The organism is Massilia niastensis DSM 21313 (assembly GCF_000382345.1).
GTDB classification, from domain to species: Bacteria; Pseudomonadota; Gammaproteobacteria; order Burkholderiales; family Burkholderiaceae_D; genus Telluria; species Telluria niastensis.
In genome coordinates, this window is the sequence record NZ_KB908135.1 from 14,055 (window position 1) to 33,532 (window position 19,478).

A 19,478-nucleotide genomic window follows, 5' to 3' on the forward strand; every position below is an offset into this window, starting at 1 on the left:
GATCAGACCAGGTTGCGCGGCTGGCCGGCGGCCCAGGCTTCGATATTCTCGACCAGCATGTCGGCCAGGGTCTGCATGGCGCCGGCGCTGGCCCAGGCGACGTGGGGCGTCAGGATGAAGTTCGGCAGGCGCAGGCGCAGGCGCAGCAGCGGATTGTCGGGCACCGGCGGTTCCTTGCTCAGGACGTCGAAGCCGGCGCCGCCGATGCGCCCCTGCAGCAGGGCCTCGGCCAGCGCCGCCTCGTCCACCAGGCCGCCGCGCGCGGTGTTGATCAGGAGCGCGCTGCGCTTCATCAGGCCCAGTTCGCGCGCGCCGATCAGGTGGCGCGTCTGCTCGGTGAGGGGGAGGTGCAGGCTGATCACGTCGGAAGTGCGCAGCAGCTCGTCGAGCTCCAGCTGCGTGACATCCGGATCGTCCAGCGTCGAGCGCGAGGTGGCGCAGACTTCCATGCCGAAGGCGCGTGCGATGTGCGCCACCTTGCGGCCCAGCGCGCCGTAGCCGACGATGCCGAGGCGGCTGCCGGACAGGTCGCCGATCGGATGGTCGAGCAGGCAGAAGCGGCTCGATTTTTCCCAGGCGCCGGCCTCGACGTCGGCACCGTAGGCGCGCAGGTTGCGCCGCAGCGCCAGCAGCAGCGCGAAGCAGTGCTCGGGCACCGAGACCAGGGAATAATTGCGGATGTTCGAGACCAGGATGCCCTGTTCGCGGCAGGCGCCGAGGTCGACGTTGTCGGTGCCGGTCGCGGCAATGGCCACCAGCTTCAGGTCGGGCAGGCGGGCCAGGGCGGCGGCGCGCAGCGGGACCTTGTTGGTGATCGCCACGGTCGCGCCGGTGAGGCGCTCCACCACCTCGTCTTCGCTGGTGGCGGCGTGGTCCTGCCAGGTGTGGGGGAAGCCTGGTGCGCGTACGTTGGCGATCAGGCTGTCGCGGTCGAGGAAGACGATCCGGTGCATGCTGTTCTTTCGCGGTTGGGGAAGAGCACATTGTAAAACAGGAATGGCGCAAGCCAGGGGCGACCCTGGCTTGCGCCATTCCTTCATGCTTGCCATGCTGCCCGATATGGTGGGGCTCGAGCGTGGGGGCTTGAGCTTATCGGGGATTGCTCTTTATTTTGCGTCGGTCTTGGCAGCGACCTTGTCTGCCTTGGCCTCGGCTTTTTTCTCAGCCTTTTTCTTGTCAGACTTGGCCTTGGTCTTGGCGGCATCCGCTTTCGCTTCGGCCACATCGGACTTGGCTTCTGCCGTGGCTTTCTCTACCTTGGCGTCGGCCTTGGCGGTTTCCTTCTCGAGCTTGGCATCAGCCTTGGCCGTTTCCTTCTCCGCCTTGACCTCGGCCTGGACTTCCGGGGTGGTGGCGGTGGTGCTGGTGGCGGCGGGAGTCTGGGCGAACACGGAAGTAGCGAACAGGCCGGCGATCAGGGTAGCGACGATTTTGCTCATAGTTTCTTTCCTTCTTTAGTTGATGACGAAAGTGGGACATTCCCCGTGTTACTGATCCATCAACGCGGCCCGCCGCCGACGCGTTGACGACTTTTACATCCGCTTACAACCCGTGCAACATTCAGGGTGCGGCGGCAAGGTTATCTGGCGTACAGTCGGGCCGGCCAAGCCGTCCTAGACTAGGGCATCGGATCCCCGGGAGCTGCCACCATGCCTGACGCGCTCAAACTGTATAAGGCCAAGCGCAATTTCGCGATCACGTCCGAACCCGCCGAAGGCGGCGAGCCGGGCACGGAGGCCTTGACCTTCGTCATCCAGAAACACTGGGCCAGCCGCCTGCACTATGATTTCCGCCTGGAACTCGACGGCACGATGAAAAGCTGGGCGGTGCCGAAGGGGCCGAGCTACGACACGCGCGACCGGCGCATGGCGGTGCACGTCGAGGATCACCCGATTTCCTACGCCGACTTCGAAGGCACGATCCCCGCGAAGCAGTACGGCGCGGGCAAGGTCATCATCTGGGACAAGGGCACCTGGACCCCGCTCGAGGATCCGCACAAGGGCTTCGCCAAGGGCAGCATCAAGTTCGAGCTGCACGGGCACAAGATGCATGGCCGCTGGACTCTGGTGCGCCTCAAGGGCCACGAGGACGACCGCCAGCAGCCCTGGCTGCTGATCAAGGAGCGGGACGAACATGCGCGCTCGTCGGAAGAATTCTCGGTGGTCGACGAGATGCCCGACAGCGTCAAGGGCCTGCCGATGCCCGCGCCCGCCGCACGCAAGGTCGAGGCCTTGAAAGCGGAACAGGACGAGGAGGCGCCGGCGCCGAAGCGCGCGGCAAAGAAGACCGCGGCGAAGCGGCGCGCGGCGGGCGCGCTGCCCGAGGGCGCCGTCGAGGCGGCGCTGCCGGCCAAATTTTCACCGGAGCTGGCCACCCTGGTCGACGGCCCGCCGCCCGACCCCGACGACTGGGTCTTCGAGATGAAGTTCGACGGCTACCGCATGCTGGCGCGGATCGACGGCGGCGAGGTGCGCCTGATCACGCGCAATGCCAACGACTGGACCGACAAGATGGCGCCGCTGCGCAAGGAGCTCGAGCGCATGGGACTGCCCGATGGCTGGTATGACGGCGAGATCGTGGTGCACGACGAGAACGGCAAGCCGAATTTCGGGCTGCTGCAGCAGGCCTTCGACGGCAGCGAGCGGGCGCGGATCATGTACTTCCTGTTCGATGCGCCTTTCTTCGACGGCCACGACCTGCGCGACGTGGCGCTGGTGGAGCGGCGCGCCGTGCTGGAGAAGGCGCTGAAGAAAGCCGGGTCGGACATGGTGCGCTTCTCGGCGGAGTTCCGCCACGGGCCCGACGAGCTGGTGGTCGCGGCCTGCAAGATCGGGCTCGAGGGCGTGATCGGCAAGCGCCGCGATTCGCGCTACGTGTCGCGCCGTTCGCCCGAGTGGATCAAGCTCAAGTGCGGCCAGCGCCAGGAATTCGTGATCGGCGGCTTCACCGATCCGAAGGGTTCGCGCGCCGGCGTGGGTTCGCTGCTGCTCGGCACCTACGACAAGGAGGGGGTGCTGCGCTACGCCGGCAACGTGGGTTCGGGTTTCAACCGTTCCTCGCTGATGTCGATCAGCCGCAAGCTGGAAGCGCTGCGCACCGACGACAGCCCGTTCCCGCCGCGTTCCGTCCCGGGACGCAAGCACCACTGGGTCAAGCCGGTCCTGATCGCGGAAGTGAGCTTCTCGGAGTGGACCAGCGCGGGCGCGGTGCGCCATCCGGTGTTCCAGGGGCTGCGCGACGACAAGCCGGCCGAGTCGATCACGCGCGAAGTGCCCCGGCATCTCGCGGCCGCGGAGCCGGACGAGCCCGCGGCGCCACCCGGCAAGCTGCCGGCGTCGCTCAAGGTCACCTCCGGCGAGCGGGTGGTCGACGCCGACAGCGGCATCACCAAGCTCGACATGATCCGCTATTACGGGCTGGTGGGGGAACTGATGATGGAGCACCTGAAGGGGCGGCCGGTGTCGCTGGTGCGCGCGCCCGAAGGTGTCGGCGGCGCGAAGATCTTCCAGAAGCACGCGGACGTGCGCAAGCTGCCAGGCCTGAAGCACCTGCCCCAGTCGCTCGATCCCGACCATCCGCCGATGCTGGAGATCGCCGGCGCCGGGGGGCTGCTGTCGGCGGCGCAGTGGAACATGATCGAGGTGCACACGCAGAATGCGACCGGCAAGGCCTACGACAAGCCGGACCGCATGATCTTCGACCTCGACCCGGGCGAGGGCGTGGCGTGGCCCGCGGTGCGGGAGGCGGCGCAGCTGATGCATGCCTTCCTCGACGAACTGGGCCTGCCGTCCTTCCTGAAGACCAGCGGCGGCAAGGGCCTGCACGTGGTGGTGCCGGTCAAGGGCGGCCATGGCTGGGATGCGGTGAAGGGCTTCTCGCAGGCCATCGTGCAGCACATGGCGGCGACCTTGCCCGATCGCTTCGCGTTCAAGAGCGGGCCGAAGAACCGGGTGGGGAAGATCTTCATCGATTACCTGCGCAACGGGCAGGGCGCGACCACGGTGTGCGCCTGGTCGGCGCGGGTGCGGCCGGGGCTGGGCATCTCGGTGCCCCTGGCGTGGGAGGAGCTGGCGGGGCTGGAGTCGAGCATGCAGTGGACCGTGGCGAACGTGCATACGCGGCTGGACCAGGGCAATGCGCCGTGGGCGGGGTATGCGAAGGCGGCCAGGACCCTGACCAGGGCGATGAAGCAGTTGGGATTCGCCCCCTGATGATCGCGGCGCCGCCCGCGGGTCCTTCCCCGCGGCCTCAATGCTCGTTCTTGAAGATCCCCCTGACGTTCATGGCCATCAGCGCCACCTGCAGCGCGATCAGCGCCCAGGCTTCGTCGTGCCATCCCCAGACGATCCATAGCAGATTGCTGAGGATGAACATCGAGAAGCCGAAGATGCGCCGGTCAGGGCGCTTGGAACCGATCAGGTAGGCGGCGTAGAGGGTGACCAGCATGGCCGGCCATTGGAGGAAGTCGATGAATTCATCCATGCCTCAGGCAGCCTTCCTGCGGCGCGCGGGCGCGGCGGACTTGGCGGCGGTCTTGGCCGGGGCCTTGGCGGCAGCCTTCCTGGCCGTCGCCCGCTTGGGCTTGGCCGCGCCGGCAGCGGCGCCGGCGCTGGACGCGCGCGCGGGGGCCTTGCGCGCGCGGGCCGGCGGCGCTTCGTCCTCGTCGTCTCCGCCCGATGGCTTGCGCGACTTGCGCGGCGGCGGCGGTTCGTCGTCGTCTTCTTCCTCGTCGGCGGTGGCCGCCTTCGAGGGCTTCTTGCCCAGGCTGGCCTGGAGCAGGGCGACCAGGTCGATGACCTTGCCGGTCTCGCGGGTCTTTTTCTCCGGTTCGGGTTCGGTGATGGTCTTGGTCTGCCTGGCCTTGACCTTCTTGTGCACCATCGCCAGCACGTCCTCGCGGTAGGTGTCGCGGTACTGCTTCGGGTCCCAGTCCTCGCTCATGCCTTCGACCAGGGCCATCGCCATCCTGAGCTCCTTGACGGTGACGTCGGCGCTCTTCGAGCGCGCGTGCGGGATCTTCAGTTCGCTGTCGTCGCGGATCTCGTCCGGGTAACGCAGGGTATTGACGACGATGGTGTCGCCCACGCAGATCAGCGCGGCCAGGTGCTGCTTGACCCGGATCACCACGCGCGCGATGCCGATCCGGCCGGCTTCGCGCAGGGTCTCGCGCAGCAGGGCGTAGACCTTGTCGCCCCCTTTGCCCGGGGCCAGGTAGTAGGGCTGGTCATAGTAGATCAGAGGGACATCCTCGGCCTTCACGAAGGCCACGATGTCGATGGTCTGGGTGGCCTCGGGATTGGCGCGCCGCAGGTCTTCCTCGGACAGCACCACATACTCGCCGTCCGAATACTCATAGCCCTTGACGATGTCGTCCCACGAGACTTCCTTGCCGTTGCTCTTGTTGTAGCGCTTGAAACCGACCGGCGAGAAGTCGCGCCGGTCGAGCATGGTCAGGTCCAGCCCCTTGTTGTCGACCGCGGGATACATCTCCACCGGGATGTGGACCAGCCCGAAGCTGATCGCACCTTTCCACAGGCTGCGCGCCATGCTTCCTCCTATTCGCCCACCACGCCGGTAACCGGCAGCACCACGCCCGTGATGTAGCCGGAGCACACGTTCGATGCCAGGAACACGTAGGCGGGCGAGAGTTCTTCCGGCTGGGCCGGACGCTTGAACGTGGTGCCGGCGCCGAATTCCTTCATCTGCTCGGGTTGCTGGTCGGCCGGGTTCAGCGGCGTCCAGACCGGACCCGGGGCCACCGCGTTGACGCGGATGCCCTCGTCGATCAGGCTGGCCGCCAGCGACATCGTGAACGCGTGGATCGCGCCCTTGGTGGCCGAGTAGTCGAGCAGCCGCTTGGAGCCCTTCAGGCCGGTCACCGAGCCGGTATTGATGATGGCGGCGCCGCGCTTCAGGTGCGGCAGGGCCGCCTTGGCCATGTGGAAGTAGCCGTAGATATTGGTGCGGAAGGTCTCGTCGAGGCGGTCCTCGGTGATGTCGAGCAGCGAGTGGGCGTGCTCCTGGAAGGCCGCGTTGTTGACCAGGACGTCGAGGCGGCCGAATTCGGCCACGATCTTGTCCACCGCTTCCTTGCAGAAGGCTTCGTCCTTGACGTCGCCGGCCACCGTGATGCAGCGCCGGCCCTCGGCCTCGACGTGGCGCTTGGTCTCGGCGGCGTCCTCGTACTCGTTCAGGTAGAGGATCGCCACGTCCGCGCCTTCGCGGGCGAACAGCACGGCCACCGCGCGTCCGATCCCGGAATCGCCGCCGGTCACGATCGCGACCTGGCCTGCGAGCTTGCCGCTGCCCTTGTACCCTTCCGCCAGGAATTTCGGCTTCAGGTCCATCTGCGCTTCCAGGCCGGGCTTGGCCAGGTGCTGTTGCGGCATCGGCGGAACCGGCTGGTCGACGCCGGTCTGGACCGGCTCGTCGTTCTTTGCTTTCTGCATGCTGCCGTCGAGCTGGTCCTGGCGGCTCTGGATCGCCTTCTGCTGGTTCGCCACGTCGTCCTGCTGTGCCATCACACTTCTCCCATGAACGGTTCTTCGACCGGGACAGTATTCAGCGCGCAGGCCGGGCGGACGGTGCGGTTCCACACACATCGACACATTTCCGCTATCTTGGCGGTAACCTTTATGGCAAACTTCCGGCCACTTCGATGCATGACAGGGAAAACAGATGTCTCAGCAGGACGGCACGCCCGCGCGCTCCAGCGCCTTATTCGTCAACCCGGTCGGCCAGCGCCGCGCCGAGTTCCAGCAGGCCTGCGCGCCCCTGTTCGGGAAGCTGCGGGTGGCCGACGGCGCGGCGCAGGCGCAGTCGCTGCTGGCGCGCGAACCGGCCGACCTGCTGGTGCTGGACCTGGAGCGTTTCGAGCTGGGCATCGACCTGGCGGCGCTGGGCGCGCTGGTCGCACAGCGCGCCGGGGCGCCGGTGCTGGTGCTGTGCCCGTTCACCAATGCGCGCTGGCTGCCGGCCCTGATGGCCTTCGGTCCGATCGAGTATGCGATCGGTCCCCTCCAGCCCCCTGAAACGCAGGCCGTGCTGGCCGCGCGCCTGGAAGCCGGCTCCGCGCCGCCGCCCGAACCCACGCCGCGCGAAGAGGAACTGCGCGTGCTGCTGGCGGTGCGTACCGCGGCCCAGCGTGCGCTCGACGAATCCGACGACAGCGCGCGCTTCGCGGAACGGCTGTGCGAAGCCCTGGCCGGCTGGCCCGGGGTCGTGCACGCCGCCATGTTCCACCTGCGCGACGGCGACCTGCACCTGGAAGCGGAGCAGGGCGCCACCGGGCTGCGCCTGGCGCCGCTGCTGCTGCGCGAGGGCCGGCTGCTGCATTCGCCGCTGCGCCACGCCTTCCCCGGCCTGCTGGCCGCGGCCACCGGCGAGTTCACCCTGCTCGACGCGCCGGGCAAGGCGGGCGAACCGGAGCTGGCCGACAGCCTGAAAGGCTACGGCGTGCAGATGGTGGTCGGCCTGCCGGTCCCGGCCCAGGGACCGGGCACGCCGCGCGGTTCGCTGTGCCTGCTGTTCGACCATGCCCGGCCCTTCTCGCGCGCGCAGCTGGCCGCGCTCGACGACCTGGCGCTGGTCGCCGTCTTCGGCCTGCGCATGGCTGAACTGGGCCGCGAGAACGAGGAACTGCTGGCGCGCGTGACCCACCTGGCGACCACCGACGCCCTGACCGGCATCGCCAACCGCCGCCATGGCGAGGTGCTGCTGGAGCAGGAGATCAGGCGCGCGCGCCGCTACCGGCTGCCGCTGGCCCTGATCGGCTTCGACATCGACCGCTTCAGCACCATCAACGATACCTATGGCCATCCGGTGGGCGACATCGCGCTGCGCACCGTGGCCGACACCGCGCGCGCGCTGCTGCGTTCGAGCGATGTGCTGGTGCGCGCGGGCGGCGAGGAATTCGTGGTGATCGCGCCCCATACCAGCGCGATCGACGGCCTGAAGATGGCGGAAAAGCTGCGCGTGGCCATCGAACAGGCCGAGATCCCGGGCTGCGACCACGTGACGGTCAGCCTCGGAGTGGCCCAGCTGGGCGAGACCGAGAGCGGCGACTCGCTCACGGTGCGCGTCAATGCGGCGCTGGCGCGCGCCAAGCGGGCAGGGCGCAACTGCGTCGAACTGGCGATGCAGTAAGGCCGCGCCAGGCTATCCTTGACATTCAGGTAAGACGACATGCTTCAGTGGTTGCGGCAGTACCGGCGCGCGATGCTGCCGGGTGACATCAGCGCCGGCATCGTGGTGGCGATGATGATGATCCCCCAGGGCATGGCCTACGCGCTGGTGGCCGGTTTGCCGCCGGTGGCGGGCATCTACGCCAGCATCGTGCCGCCGCTGCTGTACGCCCTGTTCGGCACCAGCGGCACGCAGTCGGTGGGGCCGATGGCGATCGTCTCGCTGATGACGGCATCCGCGCTGGCGCCGCTGGCCGCGCCCGGCAGCGGCTTGTACGGCGTGCTGGCGGCGCAGCTGGCGCTGCTGTCGGGCGTGGTGCTGCTGGCCTGCGGCCTGCTGCGCATCGGCTTCCTGGCCAATTTCTTTTCCCGTCCCGTCCTGAGCGGGTTCACGATCGGTTCCGCCTTCCTGATCGCCTGGGGCCAGGTGCGCCCCCTGCTGGGCGACATGCCGCCGCAGATGCACTGGCCCAGCGCCCTGCTGGGCCTGGGCTCGCTGGCGCTGCTGGTGGCGGCGCGCCAGTGGCTGGCCGCGGCGCTGCGTGCGCTCGGCCTGGGACCGGTGGCCGCCGATATCGGCGCCAAGCTGGCGCCGATGCTGGTGGTGCTGGGCGCGACCTTGCTCGGACCCGTGCTCAGGTACGACCTGTACGGGGTGGCGACCACCGGCGCGGTGCCGGCCGGCCTGCCGGCGCTGAACCTCGCGACCTCCGCGGCGCACTGGGAAGCGCTGCTGCAGCCGGCGCTCCTGATCGGCTTCATGATATTCCTGATCAGTATGTCGGGCGCCCAGACCCTGGCGCTCAAGCGCGGCGAAAAGCTGGGCAGCAACCATGAACTGGTGGGCCTGGGCGCGGCCAACATCGGCAGCGCGCTGTCGGGCGGCTTTCCGGTCACCGGCAGCATCTCGCGCTCGGCGGTGAATTTCGCCGCCGGCGCCAACAGCCAGCTCGCCAGCGTGATCACGGCCGGCCTGCTGGTCCTGGCCCTGGTGGCGCCGACCGGCTGGCTGGCGCTGCTGCCGCTGCCGACCCTGGCGGCGACCATCATCATCGCGGTGCTGGGCATGCTCGACCTGTCGACCCTGCGCACCGCCTGGCGCTACGACCGCGCCGACGCCGCGGCGCTGGTGGCGACGGCCGCCGGGGTGCTGGCGCTGGGCGTGGAGGCGGGCGTGGTGATCGGCGTGGCGCTGTCGATCGGCGCGCTGATCTGGCGCGCCAGCCGCCCGCACATCGCGGTCCTCGGACGCATCGCGGGCACCGAGCATTTCCGCAACGTCGAGCGCTATTCGACCGAGACCGCGCCGGGCCTGCTGATGATGCGGATCGACGCCGGCCTGTTCTTCGGCAATGTGGAAGCGGTCAACGAGCGCATCGAGGACGAGCTGGCGGCGGCCCCCGGCACGCGCCACCTGGTGCTGGTGCTGTCGGCCGTGAATGCGATCGACACCTCGGCGCTGTTCGGGCTGGCGGAGCTGAACGGCTCGCTGCGCCAGCGCGGCATCGCACTGCACCTGGCCGAGGTCAAGGGGCCGGTGATCGACCGCCTGAAGCAGAGCGAGCTGCTGGCCACGCTGAACGGCGAGGTGTTCCTGAGCGCCGCGATGGCCTGGGACCGGCTGGCCGGCTGAGCGTCCGGAAGGCGGGCCCGGTCCGTCTAGCGTGCTAAGCTTATGCTTCCCGACAATGCGGAGACACCCATGCGCCATCTGCCGACCCTGGCCCTGTTCGCCGCCGCCGCGCTGCTCTGGTACCTGGGGCTGAGCGAGGACGCGGTCTTGGTGATGGCAGCCGCCGGGACGGTCGAACTGTTCGCATGGAAGCGCCTGCTCAAGCGCCGGCAATCTAGCTGATAAGCAAGATTTTTTATTGACCGGAAACAAAGGGTCTACTACGATTGTTTCAGCGTGGCATCGGTTAGCGCATGCCGCCACCATTTGCGTGGGCTGGACCAGACGAGGTAGCCATGACCCGAGACGCCGCGTTCGCCTATCCTTTCCATGTCCGGCAAGCCATCTGCGCCGGCCTGCTGGCCGCCTGCACGGCGTCGCCGGCGCAGGGCGCCGAGTTCAAGGCGAGCGCCAGGATCACCTATGGCGAAGTGCTGCGCACGCAGGCGCGCGATCCCGGCCTCCTGACCGGCGTGAATGCCGCCGCGCTCGGGCTGGCCGGCCGTGGCAGCGGCGGCAATGCGGACGACGCGAACACCAACTACGCACGCTGGGACGCCGCTTCGCGCGCGGCCAAGGCCTTGCTCGAGGTATCGGGCAGCGCGGGACCGTGGTCGGGACTGGTGCGCATCAAGGCCTGGAGCGATATCGGCCTGCGCCATGACGGCCGCCCCTGGGGCAATGTGGCGAACGGCTATGCCGCCGGAGAGCCGCTGGACGATGCGGGCGCGCCCCGCTTGTCGCGCTTTTCCGGCCTGGCCGTGCTGGATGCCTGGGTGCAGGGCGTGGCGCGGCTGGGCGACATGCAGCTGCTGGGGCGTGTCGGCCAGCAGTCGCTCGACTGGGGCGGGCGCTCGCTGACCCCGGGCGGCCTCGAAGCCCTGAATCCACGCGACCTGCCGGCGTTGCGGCGCGCCGGCGCGGTGCCGGCGGAAGCGAGCGTGCCGCGGCCGATGCTGTTCGGACGTGTCGAAGCGCTGCCCGGACTGGCGCTCGAAGCCTGGTACCAGACCCGCTTCCGGCCCACGGCGCTGGACATGTGCGGCTCGCTGTGGTCGCTGAGCGACTATGTGGTCGATGGCTGCGACCGGGTGATGTCGGGTCAGCCGGCCGTCAGCGACCGCGCGCGGCTGCCGCTCGGCGCTTTCCAGAAACGGCTGGCGACGCCCAGGGTCGACGGCGGCGAATCCGGGATCGGCCTGACCTGGCGCGCGCCGGGACTGGCGACGGAATTCGGCGTCCATCATGCGCGCTATGACTCGCGCGTGGCCATCCCCGGCCTGCGGCGCAGCACCCGCGCCGGCGGACCGGCCCTGGTCGCGGGCGATCCGGACGGGCGCAACATGGCCTATTTCACCGAATACCCGCAAGACCTGCGCATCACGGCCGCCACCTTCGCCCACCGGCGCGGGGCCGCGAGCGTGCATGGCGAACTGTCCTATCGCCCCGGCACGCCGTTCATGCTGGCGCCCGGCGACGTGCTGCCGCCCTTCCTGAGCGCCGCCGCGCCTTCGCTGCTGCGCGCACGCGCCGATGCGGTGGCGCCCGGAGCCCTGTTCCATGGCTACGACCTGGTGCCGATGTGGCAGGCCCAGCTTGGACTGCGCCACGAGCTGGCGCTGGCCGGCATGCAGGTCGTGCTGGGCGTGGAAGCGGCCGCCAAGCATGCGGCCGGCCTGCCGGACCAGGCGCTGCTGCGCTACGGCCGCGCCGACATCTTCGGCGTCGGGCCGATCCACGGCGCGTGCACGCCGACCACCGGCGACGCGGCGCGCCAGTGCAGCCTGCGCGGCTATGCGACCGCGAACGCGTGGGGCTACCGGGTCAGGCTGGACGCGCGCCTGCCGCCGCTGGCGCCGCAGCTGGCGGCCAGCCTGGGCCTGCTGTTCGTGCACGACGTGAAGGGCTGGTCGGGTGACTTCCTGCTCAACGAGGGCCGCAAGTCGCTGGCCCTGGGGCTGCGCTTCGAGTACCGCCAGCGCTACCTGGCCGAGCTGGGCTACGCGCCGGCCTGGGGCGGGGACTACAACCCGGCGGCCGACCGCGATACGGCGTCGTTCGCGCTCGGGCTGCGCTTCTGAGCCGCCGGCGGCAGGCTGCAGGCTTTGGAGGTGGAATCAGGCGGGAAGGATCAGGCGCGCTTGCGCTGCTCGCCGGCGTGGTCGCGCTGGGCGAGCTGGATCGGCGCGGCGTCCTGCGGGTTGAGGGCCACGCAATCGCGGTAGACGGCGCGGATGGCGGCCAGGTCGCGCTCGGTGTCGCCGCTCAGGTCGAGCGTATCGACGACGCGCATTTCCTTTTTCTTGTAGTCGAGGCAGATCAGGACCAGCGGCACCCTGGCGGCCAGCGCCAGGTGGTAGAAGCCGCTCTTCCAGTGCGGACGGTAGCTGCGCGTGCCTTCCGGGGTGATCGCGACCCAGCACCACTTCGAGGCCAGCATCTGCTGGGCCAGGTGGCGGGTAGCGCCCATCGGCGCGCTGCGGTCGACGGCGATGCCGCCCCAGTAGCGCATCACCCGGCCCATCGCGCCGCGGAACAGCGTGTCCTTGGCCAGCCAGCGGAACTGCAGGCCGACCGCCCACTTGGCGAGCAGGCCGATGAGGAAATCCCAGTTCGAGGTGTGCGGATAGACGACCGCGATGCCGTGCGGCCCCGGCAGCGGCTTGAAGGCCAGGCGCCAGCCGAGCAGGTTGAGCAGGCGCAGCGCGCTGCGCTGGCCCCAGGTGGGCAGGGCTGCGGGGCGCAGCAGGTAATCGCTCATCGTCACTCCGTCGCAGGCGTCATGAAGTTATCTTGGGGCAGGTGTCATTACACCACAGAAATTAAGCGAGGAATTCTAGCGGCAGCGGGACGGGCGTACAAGCGAAAAAGCTGGTGCCGGGTATGAGGTGTGGTTATCATGCCGCTGTTGAAACGGCACTGTTATGAAGATGGATATCACGATTTACCACAACCCGCGCTGCGGCACCTCGCGTACTACCCTGGCGGCCATCCGCGACGCCGGCCATGAACCCCGGGTCGTCGACTACCTGGCCACTCCGCCGGAGCGCGAAGCGCTGCGCGCGATGATCCGCGACGCCGGCCTAAGCGTGCGCGAAGCGGTGCGCAGCAAGGAAGCGCTGTATGGCGAACTGAAGCTGGACGCGCCCGGCGTGGATGACGAGGCCCTGCTCGACGCGATGCTGGCCCACCCGGTGCTGATCAATCGGCCCTTCGTCGTCACGCCCAGGGGCGTGCGCCTGTGCCGGCCGGTCGAGCGCGTGCACGAGATCCTGTAAGGGCGTGCGCGCGCCCGCGCAGGGGCTGCGATTCAGGGCTCGGCGAAGGGCAGGGCGCCGATGTCGGTCTTGCGCGGCGCGAGCTGCAGGCCGGCCGTGGCGCTCCCCGCGCCGCCGGCGCCGACGGTCTCCGGCGCCAGTCCCTGGCCGATCGCCGGCGAGCCCCGACGCAGGTGGAAGTCCGGATTGCCGTCGCGGCTGTAGTCGACGAACAGCGGCGCGGCGCTGACCGTGCCGCTATGGTGGCGCCCGTCCGCCAGCTTCCAGTCGCCATGGACGTTCTGGACCACGAGGTTGTGGCGGAAGCTGTTGTTGGGGCCCGTGGCTCCCCGTTCGAGGATGCCGTGGCCGTTGTCGAACACGATGTTGTTGCTGACATGGGTGTGGTCGTTCGGCCCCTTGCTGTGGAAATACTCGCCGGCGCCGACCACGATGCCTGTGCCCGAATTGGCGACCGTGTTGCCCTGGACCGTGACATGGCTGGCGTCGCGCCACAGGTGGATGGCGGCGCCCGAGACGCGGTACACGATGTTGTTGCGCACGGTGGCGTTGGTGTTGACGTAGATGCCATGCATGTAGCGGCAGCCCGGCGGCCCGATATCGTACACCTGGTTGCCAGTGACCTCGGCGTCGACGCCCTTGTAGTAGCTGTCGATGCCGATGCCGGACCCGCCCTTGTTCTCGCACGGCACGTCGGTGCCGATGTGGTGGATGCGGTTGTGCAGCACGCCGTTGTGCGAACCGCCGTTGTAGATGCCGTTCAGCCATTTCATGCCGCTCTGGTACTGGGAACCGTCGATCTCGAAGCCGATGATGTCGACATGGTCGCCCCGGTTGTCCCAGGCGGCGTTCTGGCGGGCGTCGAGCGGCGGCACGATCCTGGCTCCCCAGCGCTCGGTGGACTGGAACACGATGCGCGCCTCCGCGGTGCCGTGCGCGGTGGTGCGCACGCCGCCGGAATAGCTGCCCGGCGCCACGTGCACCGTGGTGCCGGCCGAGGCCACCTGGGCCGCGCGCCCCAGGGTGCGGAAGGGTTCGGCGCGGGTGCCGGGACTGCTGTCGGAGCCGCCCGGCGCCACGTACAGGTGGGTGCGCACCAGCTCGGGCGCCACCAGGTTTTCGCCGCCGCCGTCGCGCAGGCCGCAGCCGGGCAGCGACGCGCCGAACAGCAGCAGGGACAGCAGCCAGGGCAGTAGCCAGGGCAAACCCGGGCGCGAAGGTGGCAGGGTGCGGGGCATGCTCGCCTCTTGCAGGTAGCGGTAATGGCCCCAGTTTGACGTGGCACAAGCGGGCAGGACCCCGGTTTGCTCAAGGATTTCCTCGAGCGTTCTCAATGCGCGGGCGCCAGGCCTGTGCCTGCCGGTTCAGTCCTTGCCGGTGCTCACCACGACCGGCATGTAGGCGTCCAGGAATTCGGCCGGCATGCGGCGCGCCCGCCCGCTGCTGATCTCGATGCAGACCAGGTCCCAGCACCCGCGCAGTACGGTGGCGCCGTCGCTGTCGCGCACCAGCTGGAAGCGGCGCTCCATCGACAGCCTGCCGTCGCCGCCGACCAGCCAGGTCGCCAGCGACAGCGCCTCAGCGCGCAGGGTGGGCAGCAGGTAGTCGTATTCGCCGCGCCGGATCGCCATCGCGCGGTCGAGACGGCGGTAGTCGTCGAGCGTGAGGCCGAGCTGGTGCGAGTGGGCCCAGCCGGCCTGCTCGCACCAGCGCACGTAGACCGCGTTGTTGGTGTGGTTCAGGCCATCGATGTCGCCGGCGCCCGGCGCGACCGGCAGGATGAATGGTTGCGGATAATCCCAGTCCAATGCGTTTCCCCGTTGCGGACAGGCGGCCGCGGCCGCGAATCCGCCATTGTACGGCGCGCGCGCCGTCCACGTCATGCACCCAGGTCGAGTTCGACGAGCAGGGCCTGGTGGCTGGAGCCCTGCTCGCTGGCGTCGACCCGTATGCGCCGCACCTTGCCCGCGAGGTCGGCGCTGGCGAATACATAATCGAAGGTGAACGGCGCAATTGCGCCGGGCCCCGGTTCGTGCAGGCCCACGGTCGGGGCGTGGCGGCGGCAGGGCTGGGCCAGGTCCCAGCAGTCGCGCAGGGGCGGGGTGGCGCAGCCGAAGGGCGCGATCAGGCGCAGGTATTCGGGCGAACCGGGCAGCATGTTGAAGTCGCCCGCCAGCAGGGCCGGCGCGGCGCGCGGCGGGGCGGCGCACGGATCGGGAAGCGCGGGCGCTCCGGCCGGCGCCTCCAGCCGCGCGTGGGCCCATGCTTCGCGCTGCAGTTCGCGCAGGCGTTCGACCTGGGCCGTGCGCTGGCGGCGCGAGGAATGCTCGAGCTGCGCCGTGGTCACGCGCAGGAGTCCGGCGGGCGTCGCCACCGTCACTTCCAGCGCCACCCGCTGCATGCCCGGCGCGCCGGCGTCAAAGGGGCGCGGCAGGGAATGGCGGAAGGCCTGCACCAGCGGGTGGCGCGACAGGATCATGCAGCCGCGCCGGCGCCGCGGCGCATCGGGTGCGCCGGCGGACGCGGTATCGCAGGCGATCGCCTCGACGCCGGCATGGCCGGGCAGGCGCGCGCGCAGCGCGGCGAACTGGTCTTCTCCAGAACCATCATAGCCAGCGGAAACTTCTTGCAAGCACAGTATGTCGTGGCGGGCGAAACGCTCGAGACATGCGATGATTCGGGCGAGATCGGTTTTTCCGTCCGGGCTGCGTCCGGACTGGATATTCCAGGTGATGAGCTTGAACATGGTCGTCCTTTCAGGTGACCCGTCAGGCTAGCGCGCCGCCACCCGGCCGGCGCTGATGCAGCTCAGGCGTGCGGTGCGGGCCCGGCGCCCGCGCGCCACAACAGCCCGCCCGCCTTCACGGGCGGGCGTCCAGAGGGAGTGACAAGGCCATGTTTACCATGATCCTGCTGCTGTATTTGCAGCAGCACCGCGAGGTCAGGCTGGAGAGCAGCAGCCTGCGCGGCGAATTCACCAGCAAGAAAGCCTGCGAGGCGGCGGCCGCCAGGCTGCGCGGACCGCTGCCGACGCCGGACGGCCATGCGGCGGCCTGGCACGACGTGGTCTGCATCCCGATCAATCGTGACGTCAAGGTCAACGAAGGCAAGCCGATCGACCTGGGCAAGCTGCTGCAGGGGCGCCCGCCCGTGGTCTGCGAGTCGACCGGCGCCTGGCGCCGCGTGACCGAGCTGTGCGCGCCGAGCGCCCGGCCGCCGAAGGCGGACCGGTAGCCGTCAGGCGCGCCGCGGGGGATCAGGACGCCGGCGCGGTCATCGCCTTCCTGATCGCCACGCAGCGCTGGTCTTCCTGCAGCGCGTCGAGCAGCGAGCGGCGGGTGAACGCGGACAGGTCCTTGAACTGGCCGGCCGCGCGCGACAGGCGCTGCACGCTCTCCGGGGTGCAGCTGGCCGGGATCATGCTGGCCGAGTAGGCGCGCATGTAGACCGGGCCGGCGGCCTTGTCCAGCGCGGCCAGCCTGTCGAGGCGCTGGACGGCGGTCTGCTCGCTCAGCTTGCCCTGTTCGGCCGGGTACATGCTGTTCATGGCCGTGCGCACCTTCGAGAACGGCAGCGTGGTCTTCAGGTCCTCGATGGTGTGGAGCCAGTCGGCCTTGAGCCTGGCGTCCGGACGGCTGACGGTGGCGGCGACGGCCGCGCCCTGGCCGGTGTCGGACTTGTCGCGCGCCTGCTCGACCTCGACCAGGCTTGCCGCGCCCGGGTAGCCGAAGCGGTTCAGGCGCCCGATGATGGACCAGCGCAGGTCCTGGTTCAGCGCCAGGCCCTCGAGCGTGCTCTTGCCGTCGAGGATGCCGGCCAGGCGCGCCAGCGCTTCCTGGCTGCTGGCCACGCCGATGTAGTGGTTGAACCAGCGGCGCTGGAAGTTGTCATTGCCCTTGGCGGCCACGGCGCCGTTCCATGCCATGTTCTCCAGGTCCCGGGCGGCCTGGCGGCTGTAGGCATTGTCCAGGTTCATGGCGTCGAGGTACTGCTTCGACGTGGCGACCTTGCCCAGCACGTCGCCCAGCAGGGTGTAGTCCTTCTCCTGCGGTGCGTTGTTCAGCGCGACCTTGATGAATTCGTTGAGCGGCAGCTTGGCGTCACGCACGCCGTCCCACAGGCTTTGCCACAGCATGGAGCGCAGCAGCGGGTCCTCGACGTTCGCCAGGCTGGAGCGCGCGGTCTCGAACGAGCGCTGGTCCAGCTCCACCTTCACGAAGCCCCAGTCCTGGTAGTTCGGGTAGACCAGGTCCGGGCAGGCGGCGCCATCCAGCGCCTTGACCGCGGTCTTCGCGCCCTTGTACGTGACCGGCACGTTCTTCACCAGCGACAGCTTGCCGCCATCGAGCTTGAAGGCGGCCACCTGCACGCGCTGTTCGCGCAGGGTCGGCAGCTCCCTGCTCGGCGCGGTTTGCGCGAGGGTGAAGCCCTTGACCTTGCCGCCGCCGCAGCTGTAGCTGGCGGCGATGGTGTTCACGCCCGGCTGGTACAGCCATTCCTTGGTCCACCCGCCCAGGTCGCGCCCGGCGGCGTCGCCCAGGCTGCCGATGAAGTCCTGCAGGGTCGCGTTGCGCCACTGGTACTTGACCAGGTAGTTGTGGACGCCCTTGCGGAAGGTTTCCTCGCCCAGCAGGTGGCGCAGCTGCTTCAGGGTCGAGGCGCCCTTGGAATAGGTGATCGCGTCGATGTTGTCGAAGGCGTTCGCCGAGGACGGCACCGGCACCTCGATCGGGTGGGTGGTGAGCTTCTGGTCCTGGGTGTAGGCGGCCTGCTTGCCGGTCTGGTAGAAGGACTGCCAGGCGTCCTTGAATTCGGTGGCTTCGGCGGTGGCCAGGGTGCCCATGAAGGAGGCGAAGCTTTCGTTCAGCCACAGGCCGTTCCACCACTTCATGGTGACCAGGTCGCCGAACCACTGGTGCGCCATCTCGTGCATGATGACGGCGGCCAGGCGCTGCTTCTGCTCGGCGGTCATGGCCGCCTTGTACATGAAGCCGGCTTCGGCGAAGGTGATGGCGCCCGCGTTTTCCATCGCGCCGTACAGGAAGTCCGGGACCAGCAGCTGGTCGTACTTCTCGAACTGGTAGGGGATGCCGAAGTAGTCGTCGAAGAACGCCAGGCCGGCCTTGGTGTAGCGGAACCAGTCGGCCGGGGTGACCTGCGCGGCCACCGACTGGCGCGCGAACAGGCGCATCGGGTATTTCGCGCTGTTGTCTTCCCATACCTTGTAGGGGCCGGCGTGCAGCGAGAAGTTGTAGGGGCTGAGCTTTTTGGTCGTCTTGAAGGTCCAGCGTTTGCCGGCGCCGGTGTCGGCCACGGCGGTCTCGCGGGTGGTCGTGATCACGTGCCAGTCGGCGGGCGCGGTCACCGTCACCGCGTAGGTGGCCTTCAGGTCGGGCTGGTCGAACAGCGCGAACATCTGGTGCGCGGCGGCCGGCTCGAAGTGGGAGTAGGTGTACACGCGGCCGTCGACCGGGTCGACCATGCGGTGCAGGCCTTCGCCATTGGTGCTGTGCAGGCGCTCGTAAGCGACGGTGACGGTGTTGCGGCCCCTGGCCAGGGTTTCCGGCGCGAGGGTGATGAACCAGTCGTTGTAGCGCGGGCTGACCTGCTTGCCGTTGACCGTCACCGACTTGACGGTGGCCTTGTCCAGGTCGAGCGTCAGGGGCGAATCCGGATCCTTCAGGTCGAAGCTGACGGTGGTGGTGCCGGCGAAGCTTTCCTTGCCGGTGAGGGTGAAGTCCAGCACATAGTCCACGTTCGACACGCGCGCCGAGCGGGCGGCGGCGTCTTCCTGGGACAGGTAGGCGTTCTCGGCGCGCGCCGGGGCCGGTGCGGCGTGGGCGGCGGTGCCGAAGGCGAAGGCGGAAGCGATGGCCAGGGCCATCACGCGGTGTGCTGGAAAGTTCACTGTAAGTCCTCTCTCTGGGGAGCGCTTCGTGGGCGCGAAATGTAGAATCGCGCAAGAATATCATGCGTGCATGGCTGTGCACACCCGCTCGAGGGGGGATTCCTGAATGTAGGTACGCCGTAGGTATGCGTGAAACGGCGCGTCGGGACCCACAAAAAAATGGTTCTTCACGGATTAGCGGGAAGTAACGCCAGAAAAGGGAAAGCGGTGAAGACGAGCTAGACTTGTTGTGCGACCAACAAAGAATGCTCATCCTCACCGCTTTCATGACGAATCATAATCTTGCCCTCCCGTTCTGGGAAGGGTTCTTTGCATCGAAATTGGAGCGCCGGCCGGGCGCAGTGTGGATCGATCTGCGCAGGGATCCTGCCGCCCCCATGGTGTGCAATGGCTGCGGCCATCACTGTCATCGAGTGCACGAGTCAGGCATGCGAATC

Annotated in this window: 17 protein-coding genes and 1 pseudogene; 8 read left to right on the top strand and 10 right to left on the bottom strand. The window is 68.7% G+C overall.

The window, feature by feature from the left end:
- Positions 1 to 2 precede the first annotated feature (2 nt).
- Together H162_RS0124670 and H162_RS0124675 are read right to left on the bottom strand one after the other, a co-directional pair.
- Entirely contained in the window at positions 3 to 953 is a 951-nt protein-coding gene (locus H162_RS0124670) for a D-2-hydroxyacid dehydrogenase (protein ID WP_020656164.1), read from the bottom strand.
- A gap of 153 nt (positions 954 to 1,106) precedes the next feature.
- Entirely contained in the window at positions 1,107 to 1,439 is a 333-nt protein-coding gene (locus H162_RS0124675; protein ID WP_020656165.1) for a hypothetical protein, read from the bottom strand.
- Positions 1,440 to 1,649: 210 nt separating this feature from the next.
- On the opposite strand from H162_RS0124675, the gene ligD reads away from it, so the two are divergent.
- The gene (gene ligD / locus H162_RS0124680) at positions 1,650 to 4,211 is read left to right on the top strand and encodes a DNA ligase D (protein ID WP_020656166.1); all 2,562 of its coding nucleotides are present in this window, start codon (positions 1,650 to 1,652) and stop codon (positions 4,209 to 4,211) included.
- Positions 4,212 to 4,248: 37 nt separating this feature from the next.
- On the opposite strand, the gene H162_RS0124685 is transcribed toward ligD, so the two are convergent.
- From H162_RS0124685 to H162_RS0124695, 3 genes are read right to left on the bottom strand one after another with little or no spacing between them, the layout of a single operon-like run.
- On the bottom strand, positions 4,249 to 4,482 hold the full coding sequence (locus H162_RS0124685) for a hypothetical protein (RefSeq protein ID WP_020656167.1): 234 nt from the start codon (positions 4,480 to 4,482) through the stop codon (positions 4,249 to 4,251).
- A gap of 3 nt (positions 4,483 to 4,485) precedes the next feature.
- Complete coding sequence (gene ku, locus H162_RS0124690) at positions 4,486 to 5,547, bottom strand: non-homologous end joining protein Ku (protein WP_020656168.1); 1,062 nt, start codon at positions 5,545 to 5,547, stop codon at positions 4,486 to 4,488.
- Positions 5,548 to 5,555: 8 nt separating this feature from the next.
- Positions 5,556 to 6,521 carry an SDR family oxidoreductase gene (locus H162_RS0124695; protein ID WP_020656169.1) on the bottom strand — a complete coding sequence of 322 codons (966 nt, stop codon included), beginning with the start codon at positions 6,519 to 6,521 and terminating at the stop codon, positions 5,556 to 5,558.
- Between the two features lie 157 nt (positions 6,522 to 6,678).
- Between H162_RS0124695 and H162_RS0124700 the strand changes: the two genes are divergently transcribed.
- The 4 genes from H162_RS0124700 (at position 6,679) to H162_RS0124715 (ending at position 11,936) form a co-directional block, all read left to right on the top strand.
- The gene (locus H162_RS0124700) at positions 6,679 to 8,145 is read left to right on the top strand and encodes a GGDEF domain-containing protein (RefSeq protein ID WP_020656170.1); all 1,467 of its coding nucleotides are present in this window, start codon (positions 6,679 to 6,681) and stop codon (positions 8,143 to 8,145) included.
- A 39-nt stretch (positions 8,146 to 8,184) separates the two neighbouring features.
- Positions 8,185 to 9,816: a SulP family inorganic anion transporter gene (locus tag H162_RS0124705; RefSeq protein WP_026355059.1), complete on the top strand. Its 1,632-nt coding sequence runs from the start codon at positions 8,185 to 8,187 to the stop codon at positions 9,814 to 9,816.
- A gap of 69 nt (positions 9,817 to 9,885) precedes the next feature.
- The gene (locus H162_RS34440; RefSeq protein ID WP_020656172.1) at positions 9,886 to 10,038 is read left to right on the top strand and encodes a hypothetical protein; all 153 of its coding nucleotides are present in this window, start codon (positions 9,886 to 9,888) and stop codon (positions 10,036 to 10,038) included.
- A 113-nt stretch (positions 10,039 to 10,151) separates the two neighbouring features.
- Complete coding sequence (locus H162_RS0124715) at positions 10,152 to 11,936, top strand: DUF1302 domain-containing protein (protein WP_020656173.1); 1,785 nt, start codon at positions 10,152 to 10,154, stop codon at positions 11,934 to 11,936.
- A 50-nt stretch (positions 11,937 to 11,986) separates the two neighbouring features.
- Here the strand turns inward: H162_RS0124715 and H162_RS0124720 are convergent, their stop codons facing one another.
- Positions 11,987 to 12,616, bottom strand: a complete 630-nt coding sequence (locus H162_RS0124720; protein ID WP_020656174.1) for a 1-acyl-sn-glycerol-3-phosphate acyltransferase — start codon at positions 12,614 to 12,616, stop codon at positions 11,987 to 11,989.
- A gap of 169 nt (positions 12,617 to 12,785) precedes the next feature.
- Between H162_RS0124720 and arsC the strand changes: the two genes are divergently transcribed.
- Positions 12,786 to 13,133, top strand: coding sequence for an arsenate reductase (glutaredoxin) (arsC, locus tag H162_RS0124725; protein WP_026355060.1), 348 nt, complete (start codon positions 12,786 to 12,788; stop codon positions 13,131 to 13,133).
- 32 nt (positions 13,134 to 13,165) lie between these two features.
- Here the strand turns inward: arsC and H162_RS0124730 are convergent, their stop codons facing one another.
- The 3 genes from H162_RS0124730 to H162_RS0124740 form a co-directional block, all read right to left on the bottom strand.
- Positions 13,166 to 14,371 (bottom strand): DUF1565 domain-containing protein, encoded by a 1,206-nt coding sequence (locus tag H162_RS0124730; protein ID WP_020656176.1) that lies wholly within the window; start codon positions 14,369 to 14,371, stop codon positions 13,166 to 13,168.
- Positions 14,372 to 14,497: 126 nt separating this feature from the next.
- A complete protein-coding gene (locus tag H162_RS0124735; protein WP_020656177.1) occupies positions 14,498 to 14,941 on the bottom strand; it encodes an acyl-CoA thioesterase in 444 nt (147 codons plus the stop codon).
- Between the two features lie 71 nt (positions 14,942 to 15,012).
- On the bottom strand, positions 15,013 to 15,879 hold the full coding sequence (locus tag H162_RS0124740; RefSeq protein ID WP_020656178.1) for an endonuclease/exonuclease/phosphatase family protein: 867 nt from the start codon (positions 15,877 to 15,879) through the stop codon (positions 15,013 to 15,015).
- Between the two features lie 149 nt (positions 15,880 to 16,028).
- Between H162_RS0124740 and H162_RS0124745 the strand changes: the two genes are divergently transcribed.
- Positions 16,029 to 16,367: a hypothetical protein gene (locus H162_RS0124745; protein WP_020656179.1), complete on the top strand. Its 339-nt coding sequence runs from the start codon at positions 16,029 to 16,031 to the stop codon at positions 16,365 to 16,367.
- A gap of 22 nt (positions 16,368 to 16,389) precedes the next feature.
- On the opposite strand, the gene pepN is transcribed toward H162_RS0124745, so the two are convergent.
- Positions 16,390 to 19,041, bottom strand: coding sequence for an aminopeptidase N (gene pepN, locus H162_RS0124750; protein ID WP_229452249.1), 2,652 nt, complete (start codon positions 19,039 to 19,041; stop codon positions 16,390 to 16,392).
- A 245-nt stretch (positions 19,042 to 19,286) separates the two neighbouring features.
- Here pepN and H162_RS35040 point away from each other — a divergent pair.
- Positions 19,287 to 19,478: pseudogene (locus H162_RS35040) on the top strand (hypothetical protein); the annotation flags it as partial.

Excerpts from the sequence above, each read along its gene's own strand:
- H162_RS0124670 (WP_020656164.1), bottom strand. The coding sequence starts at position 953 with ATGCACCGGATCGTCTTCCTCGACCGCGACAGCCTGATCGCCAACGTA.
- H162_RS0124675 (WP_020656165.1), bottom strand. The coding sequence starts at position 1,439 with ATGAGCAAAATCGTCGCTACCCTGATCGCCGGCCTGTTCGCTACTTCC.
- ligD (WP_020656166.1), top strand. The coding sequence starts at position 1,650 with ATGCCTGACGCGCTCAAACTGTATAAGGCCAAGCGCAATTTCGCGATC.
- H162_RS0124685 (WP_020656167.1), bottom strand. The coding sequence starts at position 4,482 with ATGGATGAATTCATCGACTTCCTCCAATGGCCGGCCATGCTGGTCACC.
- ku (WP_020656168.1), bottom strand. The coding sequence starts at position 5,547 with ATGGCGCGCAGCCTGTGGAAAGGTGCGATCAGCTTCGGGCTGGTCCAC.
- H162_RS0124695 (WP_020656169.1), bottom strand. The coding sequence starts at position 6,521 with ATGGCACAGCAGGACGACGTGGCGAACCAGCAGAAGGCGATCCAGAGC.
- H162_RS0124700 (WP_020656170.1), top strand. The coding sequence starts at position 6,679 with ATGTCTCAGCAGGACGGCACGCCCGCGCGCTCCAGCGCCTTATTCGTC.
- H162_RS0124705 (WP_026355059.1), top strand. The coding sequence starts at position 8,185 with ATGCTTCAGTGGTTGCGGCAGTACCGGCGCGCGATGCTGCCGGGTGAC.
- H162_RS34440 (WP_020656172.1), top strand. The coding sequence starts at position 9,886 with ATGCGCCATCTGCCGACCCTGGCCCTGTTCGCCGCCGCCGCGCTGCTC.
- H162_RS0124715 (WP_020656173.1), top strand. The coding sequence starts at position 10,152 with ATGACCCGAGACGCCGCGTTCGCCTATCCTTTCCATGTCCGGCAAGCC.
- H162_RS0124720 (WP_020656174.1), bottom strand. The coding sequence starts at position 12,616 with ATGAGCGATTACCTGCTGCGCCCCGCAGCCCTGCCCACCTGGGGCCAG.
- arsC (WP_026355060.1), top strand. The coding sequence starts at position 12,786 with ATGGATATCACGATTTACCACAACCCGCGCTGCGGCACCTCGCGTACT.
- H162_RS0124730 (WP_020656176.1), bottom strand. The coding sequence starts at position 14,371 with ATGCCCCGCACCCTGCCACCTTCGCGCCCGGGTTTGCCCTGGCTACTG.
- H162_RS0124740 (WP_020656178.1), bottom strand. The coding sequence starts at position 15,879 with ATGTTCAAGCTCATCACCTGGAATATCCAGTCCGGACGCAGCCCGGAC.
- H162_RS0124745 (WP_020656179.1), top strand. The coding sequence starts at position 16,029 with ATGTTTACCATGATCCTGCTGCTGTATTTGCAGCAGCACCGCGAGGTC.